The organism is Urechidicola sp. KH5 (assembly GCF_054661455.1).
Window position 1 is genome coordinate 370,766 of record NZ_BAAFSW010000003.1, and the last position, 24,754, is coordinate 395,519.

Consider the following 24,754-nt stretch of genomic DNA (forward strand, 5'->3'; position numbering starts at 1 on the left):
ATTAGCTTTTATTTGCCATTTCAATCATTTCATCAATCGTTTTTTTTCTTAACAACTGTTGGTTGTCTTTTAAATACCCGTGTATTTTGCCACCTAGTGTGTAATCTATAGCAATAAAATTCGTATTTAAAGTATCTGCAAACAATACGGAATGAAATCTCATACATATATTCATTCTTGATTTTTTCATAGATGTACAAATATTTTCAACAGTTGATAGCTTTTTATTAAAAGAAACTCTTGGATCATTTTCAAAAAACCTATTAATAAAATATCTAGAAAAATCTCTATCATCATTACCAATTACAAAATTATGCATATGGTGAAATTCTATTCGATCAACTTTCAATTTTGAAGCCTGAGATTTTATCAATTCTGCTAATCCTAATTCAAATCGCTCTTTAACTAGTTCAAATTCTTCTTTACTTCTATCAAAATACTCAAATGTCCAATCTCTAAGAAAACACGATAAAACATTTTCTTTATCAATTTCAATTTTGTCATAATTAGCCAACACATATCTCATAGCAGGATCACCATAATTTTTAATAGTTCTATTAATTCCTATTTTTTTAGCAAATTCAATACTGTTTTCATCACGCAAAATTACTTCATCAGCTAAATCCAATATTTCCTTAACTGCATTTCTATATATATCAAATTTTAATGGTCCCAATCCACAACCAAATACTACAGTTTTCTTTTTATACTTTTTAGCAATTTTAAAACCAATTAATGGAATATAAAGGTGTTCCAAGTCCATTAATGGACCTCCTCCCATTACGATAATGTCAGAACTCTTTGCATATTTAATTAAGTCAAAATTGCTAGTAGATACTACTCGTGCTTCTATATTAAGTTCTAAACACGTCCTTTCTGTAACAAAAGGATAAATACTACCTATTACAAATTCGATTTCAGAAGAAATATGCTCTTTGTAATGATTAATTATTCCACCTAATATAGCTTTATCACCAACCGTTTCTGTACCATACCATCCGAAGATAAATACTCTTTTAACATTTTTATTTTTGACTTCTTTTCCAACCCATTTTGATAGTCTCAGACTTTCTTCAGCTTTTTCAATTGACAAATATTTTCTAAAATACGTTTCATTATTTTTAATATTAATCTCATTAGGTGTGATTGGTGCATGATAATCGTGAATACAATTTGCACAATCTTCAGCTAAAATTCTCTGTTTTTCTTTTATTTGATTTCTATAAATATCAATAGCAGAATTATCTAAGGCATTTCCAATTTCTTTAGATTTTGGCGCACAATAACTCAATTGACCTTTTGAACCTAAAACGACTCCATCATTATGATATGGACATCCAATTAGTCTTGTCCCACCCTTTAATACATTTTGTATACTTGAATATGTTCGTTTGTAGGTTTCGTTATTCTCGTAGTTCGATTTCAATTTCTCAAAAAATATCAATAATTGATATGTTTCATCTTCATCAAAATTTCGAATAACTTTTCCTCTATCATGGTTGTATAGTCTATTAATTGTTTCAGCGACTCTAAATCTTCCATATATACCATTCTGCTTTACATAAAACAATAAATCATCTACGTCCCAAACATTAATTTTTGAAATCGTACATCCAAAAGAAACAGGCACACTTAATTCATTTTTTAAATAGTTTATAACATTAATAGCAGTTTTGAAATTTCCCTTTGTACCCCTAACATTATCATGAGATTTACCTAAACCGTCTAAAGATACCATAACAGAAAATGGCTTGCTAAATCTGTCGCAAACAGCTTTAACCTCTTCTATTCGGGTCTTAACATCCTCTTCAATTATGGCGTTAGTAATTGTACTCAAACCTTTAACATGAGGGATTGCCTCAATTATCTTCTCAAAAATTTCTGGTAAATCTTCTCGCAAGGTAGGCTCTCCGCCTGTAACACCAATATGTTCTAGGCTATCAAACAACTCATTACTAAGAATTTCTTTTAGTTGCTCCGGAGTGATCTCAAGTGATTCATCTCTTTTCCAAATATTGCACATAACACATTTAGAATTACAACTATCAATTATATTAAGGTTTAAAACTTTGGGTTTAGATTCTTCATCAATACTTGGAGAAGAAGATAAAACAGGCTTAGTAATTAGCAAAGAAAACTTTATCTTGAACTCTTCAAACTCTCTTTTTAGTTTTCTTTTAAACCTTTGTTTTAATTTATACAATTCAAATTTTTTATACATTCTATTCCAGTATTCTATAACCAAATTTTTCTACAACACTTTTTAACTCTTTATTCAAAAAGTTCAAATCTTCAATATCAAAATAATTCTTCCAATCTCCTTGTTTACCGGATCTAACAAATTTTGTACTCTTTCTTTTTGCCTCATTATTAATAAAAGGACGGCCCTTTTCATCTTCTATTTTGGACATTGAATCAAATGAGGATTTTTCAATTGCCAATTTTAATTCTGAATCAGATTTATTCCAACCAATAAACTGAACAACTTTTTTTAACTCTTTAAAAGTGTTTATAAGCATATCTTCATATTTAATCAGTAAAATATTATCTCTTGAATCATCTAGCCACGAAGAAACATGAACTTGCCATCTTGAAGGATGCAATTCTTGATTTCTAACAAAAGTCTTAAAATCTGACTCTGAAAGTTCTAGATGCTTCTTCAAATAGTGAAAATAAGAAACATAAACATCTCTAGGGTCTCTAATAATATAAATGACTTTACTAAAATTTTCATTATATAACGAATGGCTTTTTAACAATCTTGGTCTACTCATAGAGTTTACAGCATCGTAATGAGCCTCAAAATCCGGAATATATTTGACAGCTGAATGAAAATTCACCTCTTCATCTGTCAATAAATTCGCCAATAGAAACCTCATCCAAGTATTTCCAGATTTAGGATAGGAAACTATGAAAATATCGTCTTTATAAAATTTTCTCTTTTCTACTTTTTTGTTATAATTTAATTTAAACTTTTTTATTAATTTAAACATATACTGAAATTAATTAATAGTACGACGTTGAAATACTTTTAAGAATAGTTTTAAATTATTTCCATTGGGAATTCATTTGTATTGACACAGTACCAACAAGATTTCCACCAGAACTCCTAAAGGAATTCAAATTTCGGTAATTAACTATAGTTCTTCCGAAATTATATTCACCCTTAAACTCAATTTCAACAAAACTTATATTTATTGAATAAAGTCCATTTGTACAAACATTTTCAAAGGTTACTTGAACCTTATTATCATGATTTAGATCACTTTCCATAGAATTAAAAGATGCAACCCCGTTAAAATTAGCATCCATAATTACTATATTGATGAAGTAATTATCTATATCTGATTTTTGTTTGTATTCTAGTTTTAAACAAATTTTCTCACCATACTCAAATTCCTCAACTTCTTCGCCCTCCTCATTAAATAATTTTGATGAATTGATACTTATACCTTCACCTATTACAACGGTGTTTTCAATTGTAAAATTCTCATTATAAAGATTCAATCCTTTTGCAATATCAGCACCAAAAAAATCTAAATTACCTTTGTTTAAATATAAAATTTTTGTAGATATTCTTGCGACTTGGGGCATCGAATGTGAAACAAAAAGAACTGCTGTATTTTTCAGAATTTCAGATATTCTATTAAAACATTTAACCCTAAAACCTACATCACCCACTGCCAAAACTTCATCTATAATCAAGACATCAGGTTCCATTTGAGAGGCCACAGCAAAACCCAAACGCACTTGCATACCCGAACTGTAATTTTTTACGGGCATATCTATAAACTCCCGTATTTCGGCAAAATCTATAATTGCTTCAATTTTAGCATCAATATCTTCTTTGGTAAAACCTAAAACCGCTCCATTGTTATAAATGTTTTCTCGCCCTGTAAGGATGGGGTTAAATCCTGCTCCTAATTCTATTAAGGCGCCTACTTTACCGTGTATGGTAATTTTACCTTGGTCTGGGTTTATCAAACCGTTCAACATTTTTAACAAGGTAGATTTTCCCGCACCATTATGCCCAATTAATCCCAGACACTCACCTCTACGGAGCTCAAAACTTACATCTTTAACTGCCCAAAACTCATCTTTACGAAGTTCATTAGATTCAGATTTATTTAAAGGGTTCAGATCTTTAATACCATACCATAAACTGCGCTTTAAGTCTTTGCAAAACTTTTTAGAAACACCTTCTACTTTAACGAGAACTTCCTTTTCTTCCATCATACTAACTTATGCGTTCAACAATTACAGGTATTGAAAACCTATAAAACAACAGTCCGATAAATAATAACGGAACAGACACCAAAACTACTATTAAAAAGTAATTTAAAAACAACGGTTCAAATCCTACAATCACATCTCTTGCTGTTAAAACAATTGGGGTGATTGGATTTAACTCCATTACAGTTTTCATGATACCTTCTTTAGGTAGAGCATATACTACAGGCGTTGCATACATTAAAAAGCGTAAACCAATAGATACAATTTTATTTATATCGGAGTACAATAAACCAACAGGAGTAATAAACAAGCCAATGGTTGTACCAAACAATACTCCACCTAGCAACACCAATGGTAACCATAAAATACTCGTATGAAAACCTACTTTATAAATCACAACAAAAGCTATCAGTAATAACACTTTAACACTACTATTAAATAGCATTTTGTATATACCAGACAATAGCAAGCCTTCCTTTGGAAAATTAATTTTACTCATAATTCCTTTAGAAGCATTAGTAACTAGCATTGGTGTATTGATTGCTTCTACGATTATAGACCAAATTAGAGTTCCAGAAAACACATATAATGGGTAGGGAATACCAGTGTCTGATAATTGCACTGTACCAGAAGCACTCAAGAATATCCATACCAATGAGGTGAACAATGGTGTTATAAACATCCAAGCTATCCCTAAAAAAGATTGTCGGTACTGTGCTTTAATATCTCTTTTGGCTAATTGCTTTGCCAAAAAAAGTGATTTGCCAATATCTGTAAAACACTCTTTTAAAAGTGTCGAAATTCGCTTATTATTTTGTCTTTGGTATATTCTTGTTTCTAGCGCCATAGGGGTTTACATTTTTTAACGCTTTTGATACTCTAAATAAAACTTCACAAACTCTTTAATTCCTTTCTCAATAGAGGTTTGCGGTTTAAAATCTATATATTCAAACAAACTCTCTACATTGGCATAAGTAGCCGTCACATCTCCAGGCTGAATGGGTTTAAATACCTTTTTACCTTCTATGCTCAATTCTTTTTCAATTGCTCCTACAAAATCCATTAACGCAACAGGACTGTTATTACCAATATTAAAAAGCTGATAAGGCGCAGAGCTTTTTGAAGTTTGAGGTTTGGCTGCGTCAAATTCTGTATTTCTCTTTGGTGCTAAAGGTAGCAATCTGTAAATACTCTCGACAATATCGTCTACATACGTAAAATCTCTACTCATTTTACCATCGTTAAATATTTCAAACTCTTTGCCTTCTAACATTGCTTTAGTAAAGATATATAAAGCCATATCTGGTCTTCCCCATGGTCCATAAACAGTAAAAAAGCGCAATCCCGTACATGGTATATCAAATAAATGTGCGTATGAATGCGCCATCATTTCATTAGCTTTTTTACTTGCAGCGTACATAGCGATAGGGTGATCTGTTACATTGTCTTCTTGAAACGGTATTTGTTCACTTAAACCATACACCGAACTCGATGATGCAAAGACCAAATGTTCTACCTTATAATGCCTGCAACACTCTAACAAATTTAGAAAACCTGTAATATTATTATCTACATAAGATTGAGGATTAATTAGAGAATAACGCACTCCTGCTTGAGCTGCCAAATTAACCACATAATCAAACTGATATGTTTCAAATAACTGCTTTAACGAATCTAAATTCTTAAGATCTGTTTTAAAAAATTTTATAGCACCTTCAACTAAAGTATCTTCTGCAATTGAAGAAACATCTATTCCAAGGTTTTCAAGTCTAGCCAATTTTAAATTCGGATCATAATAGTCATTAATGTTATCTATACCAATAACTTCCATTCCTTCTTTCACTAATTTCTTAGAAAGATGAAATCCAATAAACCCTGCCGTACCTGTTACAAGCACTTTTTTCATAACCTGCTATCTACTTTTTCCTTAGGCAACATTCCTTTTACATCAAAAACTACATGATGCTCTTTTAATAAAGCCTTAATATCAATATTCTTATAATCATTGTGCGCAACGGTTAACACAATAGCATCATATTTCTTTGTCAATGTTTTTGAAGTTTCAATCAAATCAATACCATACTCTAATTGCACTTCTGACGCATTAGCCCAAGGGTCAAAAACATCTGTATTCGTTTCATAACTCATTAATTCTCTAACAACATCTATTGCTCGAGAATTTCTAATATCTGGGCAATTTTCTTTAAAGGTCAATCCCATAACCAATACATTCGCTCCTTTAACTGGTATCCCCTTCTTTATCATTAACTTCACAGTTTCTGACGCCACAAAAGGTCCCATACTATCATTTAGCCTTCTACCAGCCAATATTATCTCCGGGTTGTATCCTGTATCTAAAGCTTTTTGTGCCAAATAATATGGATCTACGCCAATACAATGTCCACCTACTAAACCCGGCTTAAAAGGTAAAAAATTCCATTTGGTTCCTGCCGCTTCTAACACTTCATTAGTATCGATGTCTAATCGTTTAAAAATCTTAGCTAATTCGTTTACAAACGCAATGTTTATATCGCGTTGTGAATTCTCAATCACTTTTGCAGCTTCTGCAACCTTTATGGAACTCGCTTTATAAGTTCCTGCGGTTATAATCGAGGCATATAAATCATCTATTACAGCTGCAGATTTATCAGTAGATCCAGAAGTCACTTTTAATATTTTAGTAACGGTTCGTTCCTTATCTCCAGGGTTAATACGTTCTGGTGAATATCCTACAAAGAAATCCTGATTATAAATTAACCCAGAGCCTTCTTCTAAAATAGGCACACATACTTCTTCTGTAGCGCCAGGGTATACCGTAGATTCATAAATTACAATGGAATCTTTACCCATTATCTCTGACACCATCTTAGTAGCTCCTACCAATGGAGATAAATCTGGTTTTTGGTGTTCATCTATCGGAGTTGGAACAGTAACAATAAAAAAATCGTTTTCTTTTAAATCTTCAATAGAATTTGAAAGGTAAAGTCCATGCTCAAATTTTGTAGAAACAAGAACTGAATTCAATTCTTCCATTTCAACTTCTAAAGTAGCATCTAATCCACTCTTTAAAGCTTTAATTCTCTCTTCATTTATATCAAAGCCTACAACTGCATATTTCTTCGCAAATTCTACCGCTAAAGGTAGTCCAACATACCCAAGGCCAATGATTACAATTCTCTGTTTGGTCATATATTTTCAAAAGTACACAAATATAAATTTTAAAAAAGCTGAACACCTAAAATTTAGATGAAGTTTTAAACAATTTGTTTATAAAAACCTACGAACATAAATTCCAATATTTCTAAATTTGAAGAGTAAAAAAAGAACGTATGAACAAACAACTTATTGAGTGCGTACCAAACATTAGTGAGGGTAGAGACTCTGAAATTATAAACACCATTGCCAATGAGGCCAATACAGTAGATGGTGTTAAATTGTTAGATGTAGATCCTGGTGCTGCTACCAATAGAACAGTCATAACATTTGTAGGAGAACCAGAGCAAGTAATTGAAGCTGCCTTTCGTTTAATTAAAAAGGCTTCTGAGTTAATTGATATGAGCAAGCATTCGGGAGAGCATCCTCGTTTTGGAGCTACTGATGTGTGTCCGCTTGTACCAATTTCGGGAATTACTTTGGAAGAAACCGCAGTTTATGCTCACAAACTTGGTAAAAGAGTTGGTGAAGAACTTGGTATTCCGGGGTATTTCTATGAAGCTGCTGCAAAAGAAGAAAAACGTAAAAATTTGGCCAATTGTAGAGCTGGTGAATACGAAGGATTAAAAGAAAAGCTGTCAGATCCTAATTGGACCCCAGACTTTGGCCCAGCCGTATTTAATGAAACCGCCAAAACTTCAGGAGCCACAGCAATCTCTGCAAGAGATTTTTTAATTGCCTACAATATCAACCTAAATACTACCTCCACTCGACGAGCTAATGCCATTGCTTTTGATATTCGCGAAGCTGGAAGGGTTAAAAGAGAAGGAAACCCAATTACTGGTAAAAAAGTTCTTGACTCTGATGGAAATCCTGTTAGAATACCAGGTAAATTAAAGGCCGTTAAGGGTATTGGATGGTATATAGAAGAATATGGTATTGCGCAGATTTCATACAATCTTACGAACATATCAATTACCTCCGTACATCAAGCATTTGATGAAACTGTAAAATCTGCTGCAGATAGAGGACTTAGAGTTACAGGTTCTGAATTAATCGGGCTTATTCCACTGCAAGCAATGTTGGATGCTGCAGATTATTTCTTAAGAAAGCAACAACGCTCGTTGGGAATATCGGAAGCTGAAAAAATTAAAATTTCAGTAAAATCTTTGGGCTTAGATGATTTGAAACCATTTAATCCGCAAGAGAAAATTATTGAATATGTTATGAAAGAAAAGCAACATCAGTTGGTAGAATTATCTATTAAAGATTTTGCGGAAGAAACAGCTGGAGAATCTATGGCTCCAGGAGGTGGCTCTATATCTGCATATGTTGGCGCCCTTGGCGTGTCTTTAGGCACCATGGTGGCAAATCTTTCTGCTCATAAGGCGGGATGGGATGATCAATGGGAATATTACTCTAATTGGGCTACTAAAGGTCAAGCATATAAAAACGAATTACTGTATTTGGTTGATGAAGATACTAATGCATTCAATAAAATAATTGACAGTTTTAGAATGCCGAAAACAACCCCAGAGGAAAAGGCATTAAGAACTCAAGCTATTCAAAATGCGACTATATATGCAACTGAAATTCCGTTGCAAGTAATGGAAACTGCATACAATAGTATGGAAGTGATGCAAGAGATGCTGCATAAAGGTTTACAAAGCTCCTTATCTGATGCTGGTGTTGGCGCTTTATGTGCAAGAACTGCAGTTATAGGAGCCTACTTTAATGTAAGAATCAATGCAAAAGACATTAAAGATGAAACTATTAAAACTGAGTTGCTGTCTAAAGCGAAAAGCATTTATGAAGACACGATTGCATTAGAATCTAAACTAATCGCCTTTGTTGACACCAAAATTTAAATATGAAAATTGTTGAAATTGTACCATTTAAATCAGAATACGCTCAATACTTTTATGATTATAACATAGAATGGTTAGAAGCCTATTTTTATGTTGAAGATCATGATAAAGAAGTATTAGAAAATCCGAAATCTTATATTTTAGATAAAGGCGGGTTCATTTTCTTTGCACTTTTTGATAAGAAAGTTGTTGGAACAGTAGCCTTGATGAATGAGCAAGAAGGTTTCGAACTAAGCAAAATGGCGGTATCAATTAAACACAGAGGGTTTAAGATAGGACAACAATTAATGCAGCATTGCATAGATTTTGCAAAATCTAAAGGTTGGAGTGAACTACTACTCTATTCAAACACAACTTTAGAGAATGCCATTTATATCTATCGCAAGTTTGGTTTTAAAGAAGTTCCTCTTGAAGATTCTCCATATTCCAGAGGAGATATTAAAATGGTTAGAAAACTATAATCAAGAAAAGGGCGGATTTTTCCGTCCTTTATTTTTCTATAAAACTTTGAATGGCCAACACATAGCTTTGCAAACCAAAACCTGCTATAACTCCTTTGGCATTCGGACCTATATAGGTTGTATGTCTAAACTCTTCTCTTGCATGTACATTTGATATATGCACTTCTATCACTGGTGTTTCAATAGCTTTAACAGCGTCTCCAATACCAACTGAAGTATGTGTATATGCCGCTGCATTTAAGATGATACCATCATAAGAAAATCCTACTTCGTGTAGTTTGTCAATTATTTCACCTTCGATGTTCGATTGAAAATAAGACAGCTCTATTTGAGAAAATTGCTTTTGTAAATTTTGAAAGAAATCTTCAAAAGATTCTGAACCATAGATTGTAGGTTCACGCTTACCCAGAAGATTTAAATTAGGACCGTTGAGAATGAGTAGTTTCATAAAACGAAAATAGGAATAAAATCCAAAAAAAAAGAAACCAATTTTGGTTTCCTTTTTAAGATATATGAGATTTGTTGTATTAGAAACTATACATCCCTCCAATACCAAAATTAGAGAAGGTACCTCCGTCTCTGCTAATCCCAGAATACGATGCTTGAATCATAATATTATCTGTAACATTATAGCCTACTAAAGGGCGATAATAGAAACCTCCATCATTTCCAGATGGACTTAAACCTATGGCATAACCAATATCCCCACCAACAGCGAATTTATCAGATGCATTAAATCTAGCTGCAGCAGCTAGTGGTAGGAATGAAACATCATCCCAATTAATACCAGTTGAACCTATTTCTTTACCAAAATAATGAGAATAAGACATAGAAGGTCCAACATCAAATGCTTCTGAAACCTCGAATAAATAATTTACTTCAACTTTTAAGTTAAATGAAGAGAAATCACTTGCATCTCCTGTTGGGAATCCAAAATTAATTCCAGCATTAAAATTTCCATTTTGTGCAAAAGCACTGATTCCAAATACAGCAATAACTGCTGTTACTAAAAACTTTTTCATAATTCTGATTAGTTAAAATTAATTATTTCAAATATAGTTGTTTATTGTGAACTAAAAATTGAGAATATTATTATTTTCGAATTTTAACACAACTTTAATTACAAATTCATTAAATGAAGTGGCATCAATCGGCACATGATTACGAATTATATTTAAAAATTGAGAGAGGCCTCTCTCAGAACTCTATTGAAAGTTATTTGAATGATATTCATAAGTTTATTGGATTTTTGGAAGCAAATGAGATCTCGAAAAGTCCGAATAAAATTAATGATGAAGAAGTGCAACAATTTATTTATGAAGTGGCAAAAGTAGTAGCACCTAGAACACAGGCACGAATAATTTCTGGTTTGAGAAGCTTTTTTGATTATCTAATTTTTGAAAATTATAGAGAAACAAACCCTACTGATTTGATAGAAGCGCCAAAAATTGGAAGAAAATTACCAGATACATTATCTACTAATGAAATTGATGTATTGATTGGAGCTATTGATTTAAGTCACCCTCAAGGGGAGCGTAATAGAGCAATGTTAGAAACTTTATATAGTTGTGGATTACGCGTAAGCGAGTTAATTAACTTACAATTATCAGACTTATTTTTTGAAGAAGGGTTTATTCGTGTAATTGGCAAAGGCAATAAGCAACGTTTTGTACCAATAAATACATACACTCAAAAATACATCAATCAATATATAAACTTAATTCGTACACATCATCAACCAAAAAAAGGATTTGAGGATTACTTATTTCTAAATCGTCGTGGCAAAGGCTTAACTAGAAATATGGTATTTACAATTATTAAAGACTTAACTATAAAGACTGGGATTCATAAAAAAATTAGCCCTCATACTTTTAGGCATTCTTTTGCAACCCATCTGTTAGAGCGTGGTGCTGATTTAAGAGCTATTCAGCAAATGCTAGGACATGAAAGTATTACTACAACAGAAATATATGTTCATGTAGACCGTAGTCATTTACGAAAAGTTTTGGAACAATATCACCCTAGAAAATAAAAAAGCCCTCAATTTCTTGAGAGCTTTTATTTAAATTTCGTTTCTACTATTTTGCAATATTTACCGCTCTAGTTTCTCGAATTACAGTTACACGAACTTGACCAGGATAAGTCATATCCGTTTGAATTTTTTGAGAAATATTAAACGATAATTCGGCTGCCTTTAAATCGTTTACTTTTTCACTTTCTACTATCACACGTAATTCTCTACCTGCTTGAATTGCATATGCTTTTTGAACACCAGAGAATCCGAAAGCAACATCTTCTAAATCTTTTAAACGCTGCATATATGAATCTAATACCTGACGTCTTGCACCTGGTCTTGCACCTGAAATAGCATCACAAACTTGCACTATTGGTGCAATTAATGATTTCATTTCTATCTCATCGTGGTGTGCTCCAATCGCGTTACATACATCTGGCTTTTCACCATACTTCTGAGCCCACTCCATACCAAGAATAGCATGAGGTAATTCACTCTCTGTTTCTGGCACCTTACCAATATCATGCAATAAACCGGCACGCTTTGCAGCTTTTGCATTTAAGCCCATTTCTGCAGCCATTATACCACATAGTTTTGCAACCTCTCTAGAGTGCTGTAGTAAGTTTTGACCATAAGAAGATCTAAACTTCATTCTACCAACAGTCTTAATTAATTCTGGGTGAAGTCCATGAATTCCTAAATCTATCACAGTTCGCTTACCTACTTCAACTATTTCTTGTTGAATTTTCTTTTCAGTTTTGCGAACAACCTCTTCAATTCTTGCAGGGTGAATTCTACCATCAGTTACCAAACTGTGTAAAGATAATCTTGCAATTTCTCTTCTAACAGGATCAAAACAAGATAAAATGATGGCTTCAGGAGTATCATCTACAATAATCTCTACACCGGTAGCAGATTCTAGAGCACGTATGTTACGGCCTTCTCTACCAATAATTCTACCTTTTACGTCGTCTGATTCAATGTTGAATACAGATACACAGTTTTCAACCGTTTGCTCAACACCTACACGCTGTATGGTATTTAAAATAATTTTACGAGCATCTTGTTCCGCGGTTAATTTAGCTTCTTCAAGTGTATCTTGAATAAATACCATAGCATCAGATTTTGCTTCTTCTCGCAATGAGGCTATTAATTCCTTTTTCGCATCTTCCGCAGATAAACCTGAAATTACTTCTAAGTTTTCTACTTGCTTTTTATGAATTTTTTCTAGCTCATTTTCTTTGCGTTCAACAAACTCTAATTTGTAATCGTAGTCCGAAGATTTTTTCTCAAGCTCCCTTTGCAACTTTTTATTTTTGTCGAGCTGTTGCGAAACTTGAGACTCTTTATCACGAATGCGTTTTTCAGCTTCGTTACTTTTCTTTTCTCTATTTAATATTACTTTTTCGTGCTCCGATTTTAACTCTAAAAACTTTTCTTTAGCCTGTAAAATCTTATCCTTTTTTATGGCTTCCGCATCATTTTTCGCTTGTTTTAATATAGCATCTGCAGATTTTTTAGCACTACTTATAGCGCCTGAGGCACTTTTTTTCTCTAGGGTTTTAGCAATTACAAATCCAATTGCTAAACCAACAACACCAATAACTATTGGTAGTATTAACGTATCCATTTATAGTTAGTTTAGATATAAAAAAAACCCACATTAATCGAAGTTTCTGCAAACTCCTAAAAAACATAAATAGGACTAACAAGTTGGTCAAAAATCCGTTCAAAGACGGCACGCTTTCGCAACTTAGACTCATCCTTCAGAATTTAATCTTGTTGAGTTTACGAACAATTACTAATGTGGGCAGTATTCTAGTTTATTTTAAAGAACTTATTTTAGTTGAGCTGTTATCCTCTGATTTAGCTCACTAATTTTTTGCTGAACATCTTTTAATTCTTCCTCATTTTTAATTTCTTGAATCTCAATTAACGAAGCAAATTGTAAAGCACACATTGCCAATACATCTTGCTTATCGCTAACCGCATAATTCTTCTCAAATTGAGCAACCAAATCGTTAATTTTACTCGCCGCCTTCCGCATACCTTCTTCTTCTACTGCATTTTTAACAGTAAGTGGATATATGCGATTGGCAATGGCTATCTTAATCTTTTGGCTCATGCATTAAAAGAACTTATTCATTTAACTGAACAATACACTTATCTATTGTTCTAATTAAAGCATTTATTTTGAGTTTAGTATCTCTTTTACTTTGACTACTGCCTTCTATAGTTTTGGCAATTTTTAATGTTTGATACGATTTTTCTTTTACCTGTATCTGTTCTTGAGCTACTTTAAGATTTGCCTCTAACTCGACTACTTTTGCATGCAACAATTCGTTTTCTTCTTTTAAAAACGCATACACCTCTAACAGCGCATCTATATTGTTCTCCAGTAAATTAGCTGATTTTATAATAGAATCCATCTCTTGCATCAAGCTACCAAAACTATGCATCAAATGTAACATTCTTATTGCAATTGAACAACTGTTTTGGATAATTTCGTGTATTAATTGTTAATTTATTAATGCACAAACGCTTATAATTTTATAGGTTCTCCAACGTTTAATTTGTTACTTTAGCCAAAATTTAAAACTGTTGAAAAACACCTTTTTTTACATTTTACTCTTTTTTATAACTAGTGGGTTTTCTCAAACAAATTATCCTAAAGATTATTTTCAATACCCATTAGATATTCCAATTTATTTATCCGGAACTTTTGGAGAGCTTCGCTCAAATCACTTTCATTCTGGTTTAGATATGAAAACCCAACAGAAAGAAGGTTTAAAAGTATTTGCAGCTGCAGAAGGGTATGTTTCAAGAATAAAAATTTCGCACTGGGGTTATGGTAAAGCCATATATGTTACACACCCTAATGGGTATACAACGGTTTATGCGCATTTAAAAAAGTTTAACCCTACTATTGAAGCCTATATAAAAAAACAGCAGTATATAAAAGAGACGTACGAAATTCAACTTTACCCAAAAGAAACTGAACTATTGATAGAAAAAGGAGAAGTAATTGCTTATTCAGGCAGTACGGGTGGGTTTGTTGGTCCTCATTTACATTTTGAAATTAGAGATAAGCAATCAAGACCTATTAATCCGATGCATTTTGGCATTTCTGTAAAAGATACCAAAAGACCTAGTATCAACGTATTAATGGCGTACCCACAAAATGACAGTACTCAGGTTAACGGAAGTAATGCCCCTATTCAATTAAATTTTAAAGCAATGGCTGATGGTAATTTGATTGCTGATAAAATTGAAGCAAATGGAACAATAGGATTGGGAATATTTTCATTTGACAGACAAGATGGAGCATTAAACAAGAATGGGGTGTATAGTGTCGATATGTTTGCAAACGGGCAAAAAATCATAGGTCGAACTGCAGATATATTTTCATTTGCAGAATCTAAACTAATTAATCTATTAATAGACTACCCAAGATATGCTGATATCAATCAGAGAATCCAGCGTTGTTTTATTGTACCTAGAAATGAATTAAGTATTTATAATAATGTTGTTAATGAAGGATACATTCATATCGAGGAAGGGAAAAATTATAATATTGAAATTATCGTAAAAGATTTTTCTGGTAATGTCAAAAAAATGATTGTACCTATAGAAGGTAAAACCCAAGAAATTACCGTTCCTAAAGAAAATGTAACGCCTACACCATATTTTGTAAATTCTGAATTGGGCGGAACGTTTAAAAACGGTGGTATTGAAGTTAAAATTCCCAAAAAAGCTTTCTATGAAGACGTTTACCTAGATCTTGAAATAAAAGACACCATTGTAGAAATTAGCAAACAAAAGCTACCTATGCACGCTAATTATTCTTTGAGTATGGATGTAAGTAACTATTCTGAAAAGGCAAAAGAAAAGTTATTTATTGCGTCTATTAACTCCAAAGGCTACCTGATTTACATGAATACCAAGAAAAAAGGGAATACTTTTTCTACATCTACAAAAAATTTAGGACAATTTACTTTGGCTTCAGATACTAAAAAGCCATCTTTACGTTTGCATAATTTTAAAGACAAACAATGGATGACCTATTACAATCAATTGATTTTAAAAGTTAGCGATGATTTGTCTGGGCTAAAATCGTATCGAGGTGAAATAGATGGAGAATGGATTTTGCTAGAATACAGCCCGAAACATGGTACCTTAACTTATGATTTTACTGATAAAAAATTTGATACGGCAAAACATACATTGAAAGTTATGGTAGAAGATCAAGTTGGAAATACGAATGAAATAGAAGCAACGTTTTATAGAAAGAAATAATCAAATCAATAAACTTACATTGAATCCTAAACAACCACTCTTATATTTATTTTTCCTTTTTTGTATTGGCATGTTTTCGCAAACGGCTACAGTTAAAGGTATTGTTAAAGACGAAGCTGGAAATCCAATAGAAAATGTTTCTGTTAGTTTTGAAAGCACCGGGGTAAGTACAAGTAGTAATGGAGAATACAGTATCGATATTCCTGCTAAACAAGAAGTATTTATAACGTTCAGCCATATTTCGTATCAATCTTTTCGCAAGCGATTTTTTGTACAAAAAAATCAAACAGTGCGTTTTTCACCTAAATTAAAACTGGTAACAGAAGAATTAAGTGAAGTTAAAATTGAAGATCGTACAAAAGATGCTAAAGGAGTTACCAGTATTGATGTACAAGAATTAAAAAATATTCCCGGAGCAAATGCAGGAGTGGAAAACTTAATTATGACCTTTGCTGGTGTAAACAACAATAATGAATTAAGTACACAATACAATGTTAGAGGTGGTAATTTTGATGAAAACCTCGTTTATGTTAATGGTATTGAAGTATATCGACCATTTTTAATTCGCTCAGGACAACAAGAAGGTTTGAGTTTTGTTAATTCTGAAATGACAGATAAAGTTGAGTTTTCTGCTGGAGGATTTCAAGCTAAATATGGCGATAAAATGTCATCAGTTTTAGATATTACTTACCGCACTCCTCAACAATTTGCAGCTGGTATAGATTTAAGCTTGTTAGGTGCAAGCGTAACAGTTGAAGGTAAAATGTTTGATAATAAATTGTCGGCCCTTGTTGGTATTCGATATAGAGATAATAGTCTTTTGGTGAATGCTCGAGAAACTGAAACCAATTACAATCCTAGATTTACAGATGTTCAGACATTTTTATCTTACGAAGTTAATGATCGTTTTACACTAGATTTTTTAGGTAGTTTTTCGCAAAACCAATACGATTATGAACCTATCTCAAGACGAACTAAATTTGGGACTATTGCCGACCCTTTAGAATTGATTGTTTTTTATCAAGGACAAGAAGAAGACGATTATCTTACACTTTTTGGTGCTTTAAAAGGAACGTATCAAGTAAATGAAAATTTTCAACTGAGTTTAACAACTTCAGCTTACAACACTCAAGAGTCTGAGCATTACGATATTTTAGCATCATACAATCTAGGTGAAGTAGATAGCAATTTTGGTTCAGAGAATTTTGGAGAAGTAGAGTTTTCTGAAGGTATTGGTTCTCAGCTAAATCATGGTAGGAATGATTTAGATGCCTTAATTAGTAACGTACAATTAAGAGGTAGTCTTCGCAAAGAAGAACATTTGATAGAGTTTGGTGTCAAATACCAAAACGAAGATATTCGAGATCGACTTAGAGAATGGGAAGTAATAGATTCTGCTGGCTTTTCTATTAGACCACCAGGTCATATCCCTAATGAACAACCTTATGAGCCTTATGAAGGAGATATAGTACCGTTTACAAGTGTTCGAGCTACAAATAATGTTCAAGTAAATCGATTTTCAGGATTTGCTCAATGGAGTAAAAAAGACTTATGGGGCGAGCATGAAGTTTGGTATAATGCAGGAATTAGAGCGCAGCACTGGACAGTAAATGGTGAAGGTATTGAACAAAGTAGTCAAACCGTATTTAGCCCTAGAGCTCAATTTGCAATTAAACCAGATTGGGATAAAGACATGCTTTTTAGGTTTGCTACAGGATTATATCATCAGCCTCCATTTTATCGTGAGACGAGAGATCAAACTGGTACTGTAATTCCAGATGTTAAATCTCAAAAGTCTTTACATTTTATAGTAGGTAATGATTATAGTTTTACAATGTGGGACAGACCATTTAAATTGGTAACTGAGGCATATTACAAACATATGACAGACATAAATCCTTATACTATAGACAATGTTCGAATTAGATATTCGGCAAACAACAATGCAAAAGCATATGCAGCGGGATTGGATATGCGATTAAATGGTGAGTTTGTACCTGGTACTGAAAGTTGGGTGAGCATGGGCTTTATGACTACCAAAGAGAATATTGATGATCGCGGATATATACCAAGACCAACAGACCAAAGATTTAAATTGGGTATTTTGTTTCAAGACTATGTTCCTACCATGCCTGATCTAAAAATGTATTTAAATCTTGTGTTTAACACTGGTCTACCTGGAGGCTCACCTTCGTATGCAGATCCATATGAATTTCAAAATAGGCTAAACTCTTATAAAAGAGCAGATGTTGGAATTTCTTATGTATTAGTAGATACTCACAAACAATACAATACTGGATGGAGAAAGCCGTTTAAACAATTGAGTTTAGGAGCAGAAATCTATAACATTTTTGACGTACAAAACTCAATTACAAATATTTGGGTGCGAGATGTATATTCAAAACGTATGTATGGCATCCCAAATTATATGACTGGTAGAGTATTTAATGTAAAACTAAGCGCACGATTTTAATTAATTAAGAATGATAAAAAAGATAGCCTTATTAGCGGTTCTAACCGCCTTAATGGGATTTAGACCAACACCTACTTCAACCAACGAATTCATTAAAAGTGGTGAAAAGTTAGTTTTTGTAGCATCTTACAATATGTCTGGTATAATGACAGATATCGCAGAAGTTAAAATGGAGACTTCAACAGTTAAAACGAAAACAAGAGAATTATTACGATTAAAATGTATCGCGTCTACCTATACTAAATGGGATACTTACTTTAGAGTTCGTGATTTATATGAATCCTATGTTGATAAAAACACCTTACTCCCTTCTCTATTCAAAAGAAATATAGAAGAAGGCACTTATAAAAAGGAATTAAAGTATTTATTTAATAGAAAAGCAAATAAAGCTGTTTCTACCTTAAACAAAAAAGGATACAACAATTATAAAACAGATGTACCAATTGATGCTAATACTTTAGACATTGTATCTACAATTTATAAGACTAGAGTATTAGACTTTAATAGTATGCAAATTGGAGAACGTGCAACGCATGAATTAATCGTAGATTCTGCTGTGCAATATGTTACTGTAGAATACAGAGGTCGTGAATTTATTGACGTTGCAAATCTAGGTAAACGTGAATGTTATAAGCTTTCTGTTGCTTTTGGAGGTAGTGAAATTGAGAATATTAAAGGAGGTAAATACATTTGGATTACCGCCGATGATGATAGGTTACCCGCCTTAATTAAAGCAAATATTCCTGTTGGAGCTGTTCAAATAAAACTTGCTTCGTTTTCTAAATAAAACTAATAATAACTGAATTAAAATATAATGAACAAACCACTTATTAAAATCTTTGCAATTTCTGGTTGTATTGCCGCTATACTAGGTATTATTTTTTCTTTTTTACCCTTATTTGAACTTGCAATATTTCCAGCTAGCTTAGGATTGATCTTAGGCTTATTAGCTCATTTCTTTGCCAAAAGAATAGATGTACATTACAGATTTTCAAGATTTGTTATTGGTATTTCACTAATTGCGATTATTGTATCTAGTGGTAAGCAATTATTGATAGATAATGAAGTTGAAGATGACATTGAATTTCAGCAAAAAGAAGAACAATCTGAAGAAGATGCTGTAAAAGATTTAGAAGAATTAGACGAACTAGAAGATTTAGAATAAAAAAAACCTCTCCAATGAGAGGCTTTTTTTTTATGCTAATATTTGAGATGTATGTTCTTTTGTTTTTACTTTGGTAATCACATCCTCAATCACCCCATTTTCATCGATTACAAAAGTTGTCCGGTGAATACCATCGTATTCTCTTCCCATAAATTTTTTAGGACCCCAAATACCAAAAGCCTCTATAACCTCCTTAGATTCGTCAGCCAATAGAGGAAAAGGCAATTCATTTTTATTAATAAAATTTTGCTGTCGTTTGGCAGAATCAGCACTTACCCCTAGTACGTCATAACCCTGTGCCAAAAAACGATTGTAATTATCTCTTAAATTACAAGCCTCAACAGTACAACCAGGGGTACTAGCTTTGGGATAAAAGAATAACACCAATTTCTTTCCTATATAATCCGATAGTTTTATTGTATTCCCATTTTGATCAGTACTTTCAAAAGAGGGAGCCTTATCTCCAATTTTTAATGTCGTCATAATGTAAAATTTAGAACTCTAAAATTACTAAGATATTTCAATAAAATGTTCGAAAATGTATATGAATATTTTTAACTTTCGAATCTCATAGTACAGTTAAATTATGACAAAAAAAGAAAAAATTAAATTTGTAATAGATACGTTAGAACATATATATCCTGAAACACCTATTCCACTTGACCACAAAGATCCTTACACTCTTTTAATTGCTGTATTAATGTCTGCTCAAAGTACTGATGCAAGAGTAAATACTATTACTCCACTTCTTTTTGCCAAAGCAGACAATCCTTATGCTATGATTAAGCTAACCGTAGATGAAATTAAAGCTATTATAAAACCTGTTGGATTGGCCCCAATGAAATCTAAAGGCATCCACGGTTTATCTCATATATTAATTGATAAACACAATGGTCAAGTACCTCAAGATATGAAAGCACTAGAAGCTTTACCCGCAGTTGGACATAAAACTGCAAGTGTTGTTATGAGTCAAGCATTTGGAGTACCAGCTTTTCCTGTCGATACGCATATACATAGATTAATGTATCGTTGGGGGTTAAGCAATGGTAAAAATGTTGTTCAAACCGAAAAAGATGCCAAACGTCTTTTTCCAGAAGAATTATGGAACAAGCTTCATCTTCAAATTATTTTCTATGGAAGAGAATATTCACCCGCGAGAGGATGGAATCAAGAAAACGATATTATTCAAAAAACTATAGGAAGAAAAAGTATCAAATAAAAAAGACCCGAAATTATTTCGGGTCTTTTAAATTAATTTAAACGCAATTCATACGATTTGTTTTTTGACTTCATCACTTTAAGTGACTTTGAATAACCCAATAAAAAATCAATCGTTTCTTTTTTAGGTTGCTTCTTTTCAGAAGACTTCTCAATGTAAAGTTTCATCATATACTCCTTTTTAATTTTACTACATCATTAAAACGGAGCATTTTCCAATTTATTGCTTAGTTTACCAAAACAATATTATTCTTTTCAATTAACTTACGCATATTTATCAATGCATAGCGCATTCTACCTAGTGCGGTGTTAATACTCACACCAGTAGTTTCAGAAATTTCTTTAAAGCTCATGTCTTTATATATACGCATTTTAAGTACTTCTCTTTGATCATCTGGCAATTCTTCAATAATCTTTCGAACATCACTCAAGATCTGCTCTTTAATTAATTGTTTTTCAGCATTTAACTCTTTATCACTTAAAACCGAAAATATATCAAACTCATCCGTATTTTTAAAAGATGGCATCCTGTTATTTCTTCTAAAGTGATCAATAATTAAGTTGTGTGAAATACGCATTACCCAAGGCAAAAATTTTCCTTCTTCATTGTATTTACCACGTTTAAGAGTATTAATTACTTTGATAAAAGTATCCTGAAAAATGTCTTCAGTAACATCTCTGTCCAATACTTTCGAAAAAATGAAATTGTAAACGCGTTGTTTGTGTCTTGTTATGAGAATTTCAAAACACTGCTCATCACCATTTAGGTATTGAGTGACAAGCGTACTGTCTAATACTTTTAAATTATCCATTACTAATAGTATAAATCATACAATAGCCGCCATCGCTAGCTACCGTATTTGAGTTAATTTTTCTTTAAAAGTAATAGTTTGTAATAGGGTTCAAGTATTTTAAGTAAGTAACAAATATTGATTAATTTTATTTAAACTCCAAATTATTTTTATTTTTTTTATCCATTTAATGGCAAATTCATACAATTTATCTAATAAATACATACCGTTTATTTTTGGTGTAACTTTATTCTATCTTTGCTGTTATTCCTATTTTGAATAACAAAAATGGCTAAAGATATATCTACCTTAAATCCCAAAGAAAACATACTAATTAAAGGAGCGCACCTGCACAACTTAAAGTATATAGATATTGCAATACCTAGAAATAAATTAGTTGTAATAACAGGTTTATCTGGTTCAGGTAAATCAAGTTTAGCCTTTGATACTTTGTATGCAGAAGGTCAGAGAAGGTATGTAGAGAGTTTGTCTTCTTATGCACGCCAGTTTTTAGGTAGACTTCACAAGCCAAAAGTTGAATATATCAAAGGCATTGCCCCTGCCATAGCAATAGAGCAGAAAGTGAATAGTACAAACCCTAGGTCTACAGTAGGTACTTCTACCGAAATTTATGACTACCTTAAATTGTTATTTGCAAGAATTGGTAAAACCTACTCTCCTATTTCTGGTAAACAAGTAAAAAAAGATACTGTTACAGATGTCATAGATTTTATAAAAACATTAGAAGAGAGAACAAAGCTTTTATTACTTGCTAAAATGCATGTTTCAGAGGATAGAAGCGTTGAGAAATCTTTAGATATTCTCTCTCAACAAGGGTTTGCAAGAATTTTATTTAACAATGATGTTTTTAGAATTGAAGATTTCATAAAACGCGAAAATATAGAAGACTGTAGAGATTTTGAATTGGTAATAGACAGAATTATTGTGAAACATAACGAAGATTTTTACAATCGCCTATCTGATGCAGTTCAGATTGCATTTTTTGAAGGTAAGGGAGCTTGTACTTTACAGGAGATGAATTCTAAAACTCGAACAGTATTCAGTAACGCATTCGAATTAGATGGAATGCAATTTTTAGAACCAAACACTCATTTATTTAGTTTTAATAATCCATACGGCGCGTGTCCATCCTGTGAAGGTTATGGTAATATAATTGGCATAGACGAGGATTTGGTAATACCAAACACAGGGTTATCTATTTATGATGATGCCATTGTACCTTGGAAATCTCCTTCTTTCCTAAAGTTCAAAAATAAACTTGTAGAAAATGCCTATAAATTTGATTTTCCAATTCACAAACCGTTTTTTGAATTAACCGAAGAACAGCAACAATTAATTTGGACAGGTAATTCATACTTTAAAGGACTAAATGCGTTTTTCAAACATCTCGAAGAAAAGAGTTACAAAATTCAGTACCGTGTAATGCTTTCGCGTTACAGGGGTAAAACTACGTGTACAACTTGTAATGGAACAAGACTTCGTAAAGAGGCTAACTTTGTTCAGGTAAATGGTAAAACAATTAGCGATTTAATTTTAATGCCACTAGATGAGCTTGCATTATTTTTCAAAAAACTAAAAGTTTCTAAACACGACCAAAAAATAGCAGAGCGATTACTCCTTGAAATCAATAACCGTTTAGCCTTTTTAACGGATGTTGGTTTGAGTTATTTGACTTTAAATAGAACATCAAACACCTTATCTGGAGGCGAAAGTCAACGTATAAACTTAGCAACCTCTCTCGGAAGTAGCCTCGTAGGATCGATGTATATTTTAGACGAACCAAGTATTGGCCTGCATCCAAAAGATACTGAGCGACTCATTAACGTACTCAAAAATCTTAGAAATATCGGCAACACTGTAATTGTTGTTGAACACGATGAAGATATCATGAAGGCAGCGGATTTGATTATAGATATTGGTCCTGAAGCTGGAACTTATGGAGGTAAAGTTGTTGCACAAGGTAGTTTTAATAAAATTCTAAAAGCCGAGTCTCTCACTGGCAAATATTTAAGCGGACGAGAAAAAATTGAAATTCCAGCTACTAGGAGAAAGATTATAAACAAGTTTCAAATACTAGGTGCACGTCATAACAATCTTAAAAATATCAACGTTAGTTTTCCTTTAGAAATGTTAACGGTTGTAACAGGAGTGTCTGGAAGCGGTAAAAGCACTCTTATTAAAAAAATAGTTTATCCTGCAATTCAAAAACAAATAGCTGGTTATGGCGAAAAACTTGGGCAATTTACTGCTTTAGAAGGTGATATTTCTTCTTTAGAAAACGTTGAGTTTATAGATCAGAACCCAATTGGTAGGTCAAGTCGATCAAATCCTGTGACATACATAAAGGTTTACGACGATATCCGAACATTATTCGCAGCACAAAAAATTTCAAAAATTAGAAATTATAAACCAAAGCATTTCTCATTTAATGTGGAAGGCGGAAGATGCGAAACTTGCAAAGGTGAAGGAGAGGTTACTATAGAAATGCAATTTATGGCCGATGTTCATTTACAATGTGACGTTTGCAAAGGAAAACGATTTAAAAAAGAAATCCTCGAAGTTCAGTATCAAAGCAAATCAATTAACGATATTCTCAATGCAACTGTAGACGATGCAATTGCGTTTTTTAGAGAGCATAACGAAACGAAAATCGCCAAAAAATTACAGCCTCTTCAAGATGTTGGGTTAGGTTATGTTAAATTAGGGCAATCCTCTTCTACTCTTTCTGGTGGAGAAGCACAACGTATTAAACTAGCCTCATTTTTGGTAAAAGGAACAAGACAAAGTACATCGTTATTTATTTTTGATGAGCCGACAACCGGATTGCATTTTCACGATATAAAAAAATTATTAGCTGCCTTTAATGCTTTAATTGCTAACGGCCATTCCATTATTGTTATAGAACATAATATTGAGCTCATAAAATGTGCTGACTATGTTATAGATTTAGGATTAGAAGGAGGCAAAAAAGGGGGCGATCTTATATTTGAAGGAACACCAGAAAAACTAGTAAGTCATAAAAAGAGCTTTACAGCAACCTATTTAAAAGACAAATTATAAA

23 protein-coding genes and 1 other RNA gene are annotated in these 24,754 nt (G+C 32.6%); 9 read left to right on the top strand and 15 right to left on the bottom strand.

Annotated elements, in window-relative coordinates:
* Position 1 precedes the first annotated feature (1 nt).
* The 6 genes from ACYQ5R_RS10115 to ACYQ5R_RS10140 are packed head-to-tail and all read right to left on the bottom strand — an operon-like array spanning position 2 to position 7,422.
* A complete protein-coding gene (locus tag ACYQ5R_RS10115; RefSeq protein WP_460190822.1) occupies positions 2–2,221 on the bottom strand; it encodes a polysaccharide pyruvyl transferase family protein in 2,220 nt (739 codons plus the stop codon).
* 1 nt (position 2,222) lies between these two features.
* The gene (locus tag ACYQ5R_RS10120) at positions 2,223–2,993 is read right to left on the bottom strand and encodes a sulfotransferase domain-containing protein (protein WP_460190823.1); all 771 of its coding nucleotides are present in this window, start codon (positions 2,991–2,993) and stop codon (positions 2,223–2,225) included.
* Positions 2,994–3,048: 55 nt separating this feature from the next.
* On the bottom strand, positions 3,049–4,236 hold the full coding sequence (locus ACYQ5R_RS10125; RefSeq protein ID WP_460190824.1) for an ABC transporter ATP-binding protein: 1,188 nt from the start codon (positions 4,234–4,236) through the stop codon (positions 3,049–3,051).
* Between the two features lies 1 nt (position 4,237).
* Complete coding sequence (locus tag ACYQ5R_RS10130) at positions 4,238–5,080, bottom strand: ABC transporter permease (RefSeq protein ID WP_460190825.1); 843 nt, start codon at positions 5,078–5,080, stop codon at positions 4,238–4,240.
* Between the two features lie 15 nt (positions 5,081–5,095).
* A complete protein-coding gene (locus tag ACYQ5R_RS10135) occupies positions 5,096–6,139 on the bottom strand; it encodes an NAD-dependent epimerase (RefSeq protein ID WP_460190826.1) in 1,044 nt (347 codons plus the stop codon).
* Entirely contained in the window at positions 6,136–7,422 is a 1,287-nt protein-coding gene (locus ACYQ5R_RS10140; protein WP_460190827.1) for a nucleotide sugar dehydrogenase, read from the bottom strand. The genes ACYQ5R_RS10135 and ACYQ5R_RS10140 overlap by 4 nt, the downstream gene beginning before the upstream one ends.
* A 140-nt stretch (positions 7,423–7,562) precedes the next feature.
* On the opposite strand from ACYQ5R_RS10140, the gene ftcD reads away from it, so the two are divergent.
* Both ftcD and ACYQ5R_RS10150 read left to right on the top strand, forming a co-directional pair.
* Positions 7,563–9,254: a glutamate formimidoyltransferase gene (ftcD, locus tag ACYQ5R_RS10145; RefSeq protein ID WP_460190828.1), complete on the top strand. Its 1,692-nt coding sequence runs from the start codon at positions 7,563–7,565 to the stop codon at positions 9,252–9,254.
* Between the two features lie 2 nt (positions 9,255–9,256).
* Positions 9,257–9,715: a GNAT family N-acetyltransferase gene (locus ACYQ5R_RS10150; protein ID WP_460190829.1), complete on the top strand. Its 459-nt coding sequence runs from the start codon at positions 9,257–9,259 to the stop codon at positions 9,713–9,715.
* Positions 9,716–9,743: 28 nt separating this feature from the next.
* On the opposite strand, the gene aroQ is transcribed toward ACYQ5R_RS10150, so the two are convergent.
* A complete protein-coding gene (aroQ, locus tag ACYQ5R_RS10155; protein WP_460190830.1) occupies positions 9,744–10,163 on the bottom strand; it encodes a type II 3-dehydroquinate dehydratase in 420 nt (139 codons plus the stop codon).
* A 79-nt stretch (positions 10,164–10,242) separates the two neighbouring features.
* The gene (locus ACYQ5R_RS10160) at positions 10,243–10,737 is read right to left on the bottom strand and encodes an outer membrane beta-barrel protein (protein ID WP_460190831.1); all 495 of its coding nucleotides are present in this window, start codon (positions 10,735–10,737) and stop codon (positions 10,243–10,245) included.
* Between the two features lie 113 nt (positions 10,738–10,850).
* Here ACYQ5R_RS10160 and xerD point away from each other — a divergent pair, with 113 nt between their 5' ends.
* Entirely contained in the window at positions 10,851–11,747 is an 897-nt protein-coding gene (gene xerD / locus ACYQ5R_RS10165) for a site-specific tyrosine recombinase XerD (protein WP_460190832.1), read from the top strand.
* Between the two features lie 46 nt (positions 11,748–11,793).
* Here xerD and rny read toward each other — a convergent pair whose 3' ends face one another.
* The 4 genes from rny to ACYQ5R_RS10185 all read right to left on the bottom strand — a co-directional run bounded on the left by rny (position 11,794) and on the right by ACYQ5R_RS10185 (position 14,200).
* Complete coding sequence (gene rny / locus ACYQ5R_RS10170; protein WP_460190833.1) at positions 11,794–13,359, bottom strand: ribonuclease Y; 1,566 nt, start codon at positions 13,357–13,359, stop codon at positions 11,794–11,796.
* Positions 13,360–13,409: 50 nt separating this feature from the next.
* Positions 13,410–13,517, bottom strand: a non-coding RNA gene (ssrS, locus tag ACYQ5R_RS10175) — 6S RNA.
* Positions 13,518–13,566: 49 nt separating this feature from the next.
* Positions 13,567–13,854, bottom strand: a complete 288-nt coding sequence (locus ACYQ5R_RS10180; protein ID WP_460190834.1) for a cell division protein ZapA — start codon at positions 13,852–13,854, stop codon at positions 13,567–13,569.
* Between the two features lie 13 nt (positions 13,855–13,867).
* Complete coding sequence (locus ACYQ5R_RS10185; RefSeq protein WP_460190835.1) at positions 13,868–14,200, bottom strand: hypothetical protein; 333 nt, start codon at positions 14,198–14,200, stop codon at positions 13,868–13,870.
* 130 nt (positions 14,201–14,330) lie between these two features.
* Here ACYQ5R_RS10185 and ACYQ5R_RS10190 point away from each other — a divergent pair, with 130 nt between their 5' ends.
* From ACYQ5R_RS10190 to ACYQ5R_RS10205, 4 genes are all read left to right on the top strand, one after another.
* Positions 14,331–16,025 (top strand): M23 family metallopeptidase, encoded by a 1,695-nt coding sequence (locus ACYQ5R_RS10190; RefSeq protein ID WP_460190836.1) that lies wholly within the window; start codon positions 14,331–14,333, stop codon positions 16,023–16,025.
* Positions 16,026–16,095: 70 nt separating this feature from the next.
* The gene (locus ACYQ5R_RS10195) at positions 16,096–18,498 is read left to right on the top strand and encodes a TonB-dependent receptor (RefSeq protein ID WP_460190837.1); all 2,403 of its coding nucleotides are present in this window, start codon (positions 16,096–16,098) and stop codon (positions 18,496–18,498) included.
* A gap of 10 nt (positions 18,499–18,508) precedes the next feature.
* Entirely contained in the window at positions 18,509–19,285 is a 777-nt protein-coding gene (locus ACYQ5R_RS10200; RefSeq protein ID WP_460190838.1) for a DUF3108 domain-containing protein, read from the top strand.
* Positions 19,286–19,312: 27 nt separating this feature from the next.
* Positions 19,313–19,663 carry a hypothetical protein gene (locus ACYQ5R_RS10205; RefSeq protein WP_460190839.1) on the top strand — a complete coding sequence of 117 codons (351 nt, stop codon included), beginning with the start codon at positions 19,313–19,315 and terminating at the stop codon, positions 19,661–19,663.
* A gap of 30 nt (positions 19,664–19,693) precedes the next feature.
* Here the strand turns inward: ACYQ5R_RS10205 and bcp are convergent, their stop codons facing one another.
* Positions 19,694–20,146 (bottom strand): thioredoxin-dependent thiol peroxidase, encoded by a 453-nt coding sequence (gene bcp / locus ACYQ5R_RS10210; protein WP_460190840.1) that lies wholly within the window; start codon positions 20,144–20,146, stop codon positions 19,694–19,696.
* A gap of 103 nt (positions 20,147–20,249) precedes the next feature.
* Here bcp and ACYQ5R_RS10215 point away from each other — a divergent pair, with 103 nt between their 5' ends.
* Complete coding sequence (locus ACYQ5R_RS10215; RefSeq protein ID WP_460190841.1) at positions 20,250–20,882, top strand: endonuclease III domain-containing protein; 633 nt, start codon at positions 20,250–20,252, stop codon at positions 20,880–20,882.
* Between the two features lie 32 nt (positions 20,883–20,914).
* On the opposite strand, the gene ACYQ5R_RS10220 is transcribed toward ACYQ5R_RS10215, so the two are convergent.
* Positions 20,915–21,052: a hypothetical protein gene (locus ACYQ5R_RS10220; protein WP_460190842.1), complete on the bottom strand. Its 138-nt coding sequence runs from the start codon at positions 21,050–21,052 to the stop codon at positions 20,915–20,917.
* Between the two features lie 56 nt (positions 21,053–21,108).
* Positions 21,109–21,693 (bottom strand): RNA polymerase sigma factor, encoded by a 585-nt coding sequence (locus ACYQ5R_RS10225; RefSeq protein WP_460190843.1) that lies wholly within the window; start codon positions 21,691–21,693, stop codon positions 21,109–21,111.
* A gap of 267 nt (positions 21,694–21,960) precedes the next feature.
* Between ACYQ5R_RS10225 and uvrA the strand changes: the two genes are divergently transcribed.
* Positions 21,961–24,753 (top strand): excinuclease ABC subunit UvrA, encoded by a 2,793-nt coding sequence (gene uvrA, locus ACYQ5R_RS10230; RefSeq protein ID WP_460190844.1) that lies wholly within the window; start codon positions 21,961–21,963, stop codon positions 24,751–24,753.
* Position 24,754 lies beyond the last annotated feature (1 nt).

Bases quoted from the DNA above. Each gene is read 5' to 3' on its own strand.
- ACYQ5R_RS10115 (WP_460190822.1), bottom strand. From the start codon at position 2,221: ATGTATAAAAAATTTGAATTGTATAAATTAAAACAAAGGTTTAAAAGA.
- ACYQ5R_RS10120 (WP_460190823.1), bottom strand. From the start codon at position 2,993: ATGTTTAAATTAATAAAAAAGTTTAAATTAAATTATAACAAAAAAGTA.
- ACYQ5R_RS10125 (WP_460190824.1), bottom strand. From the start codon at position 4,236: ATGATGGAAGAAAAGGAAGTTCTCGTTAAAGTAGAAGGTGTTTCTAAA.
- ACYQ5R_RS10130 (WP_460190825.1), bottom strand. From the start codon at position 5,080: ATGGCGCTAGAAACAAGAATATACCAAAGACAAAATAATAAGCGAATT.
- ACYQ5R_RS10135 (WP_460190826.1), bottom strand. From the start codon at position 6,139: ATGAAAAAAGTGCTTGTAACAGGTACGGCAGGGTTTATTGGATTTCAT.
- ACYQ5R_RS10140 (WP_460190827.1), bottom strand. From the start codon at position 7,422: ATGACCAAACAGAGAATTGTAATCATTGGCCTTGGGTATGTTGGACTA.
- ftcD (WP_460190828.1), top strand. From the start codon at position 7,563: ATGAACAAACAACTTATTGAGTGCGTACCAAACATTAGTGAGGGTAGA.
- ACYQ5R_RS10150 (WP_460190829.1), top strand. From the start codon at position 9,257: ATGAAAATTGTTGAAATTGTACCATTTAAATCAGAATACGCTCAATAC.
- aroQ (WP_460190830.1), bottom strand. From the start codon at position 10,163: ATGAAACTACTCATTCTCAACGGTCCTAATTTAAATCTTCTGGGTAAG.
- ACYQ5R_RS10160 (WP_460190831.1), bottom strand. From the start codon at position 10,737: ATGAAAAAGTTTTTAGTAACAGCAGTTATTGCTGTATTTGGAATCAGT.
- xerD (WP_460190832.1), top strand. From the start codon at position 10,851: ATGAAGTGGCATCAATCGGCACATGATTACGAATTATATTTAAAAATT.
- rny (WP_460190833.1), bottom strand. From the start codon at position 13,359: ATGGATACGTTAATACTACCAATAGTTATTGGTGTTGTTGGTTTAGCA.
- ACYQ5R_RS10180 (WP_460190834.1), bottom strand. From the start codon at position 13,854: ATGAGCCAAAAGATTAAGATAGCCATTGCCAATCGCATATATCCACTT.
- ACYQ5R_RS10185 (WP_460190835.1), bottom strand. From the start codon at position 14,200: ATGTTACATTTGATGCATAGTTTTGGTAGCTTGATGCAAGAGATGGAT.
- ACYQ5R_RS10195 (WP_460190837.1), top strand. From the start codon at position 16,096: ATGTTTTCGCAAACGGCTACAGTTAAAGGTATTGTTAAAGACGAAGCT.
- ACYQ5R_RS10200 (WP_460190838.1), top strand. From the start codon at position 18,509: ATGATAAAAAAGATAGCCTTATTAGCGGTTCTAACCGCCTTAATGGGA.
- ACYQ5R_RS10205 (WP_460190839.1), top strand. From the start codon at position 19,313: ATGAACAAACCACTTATTAAAATCTTTGCAATTTCTGGTTGTATTGCC.
- bcp (WP_460190840.1), bottom strand. From the start codon at position 20,146: ATGACGACATTAAAAATTGGAGATAAGGCTCCCTCTTTTGAAAGTACT.
- ACYQ5R_RS10215 (WP_460190841.1), top strand. From the start codon at position 20,250: ATGACAAAAAAAGAAAAAATTAAATTTGTAATAGATACGTTAGAACAT.
- ACYQ5R_RS10220 (WP_460190842.1), bottom strand. From the start codon at position 21,052: ATGATGAAACTTTACATTGAGAAGTCTTCTGAAAAGAAGCAACCTAAA.
- ACYQ5R_RS10225 (WP_460190843.1), bottom strand. From the start codon at position 21,693: ATGGATAATTTAAAAGTATTAGACAGTACGCTTGTCACTCAATACCTA.
- uvrA (WP_460190844.1), top strand. From the start codon at position 21,961: ATGGCTAAAGATATATCTACCTTAAATCCCAAAGAAAACATACTAATT.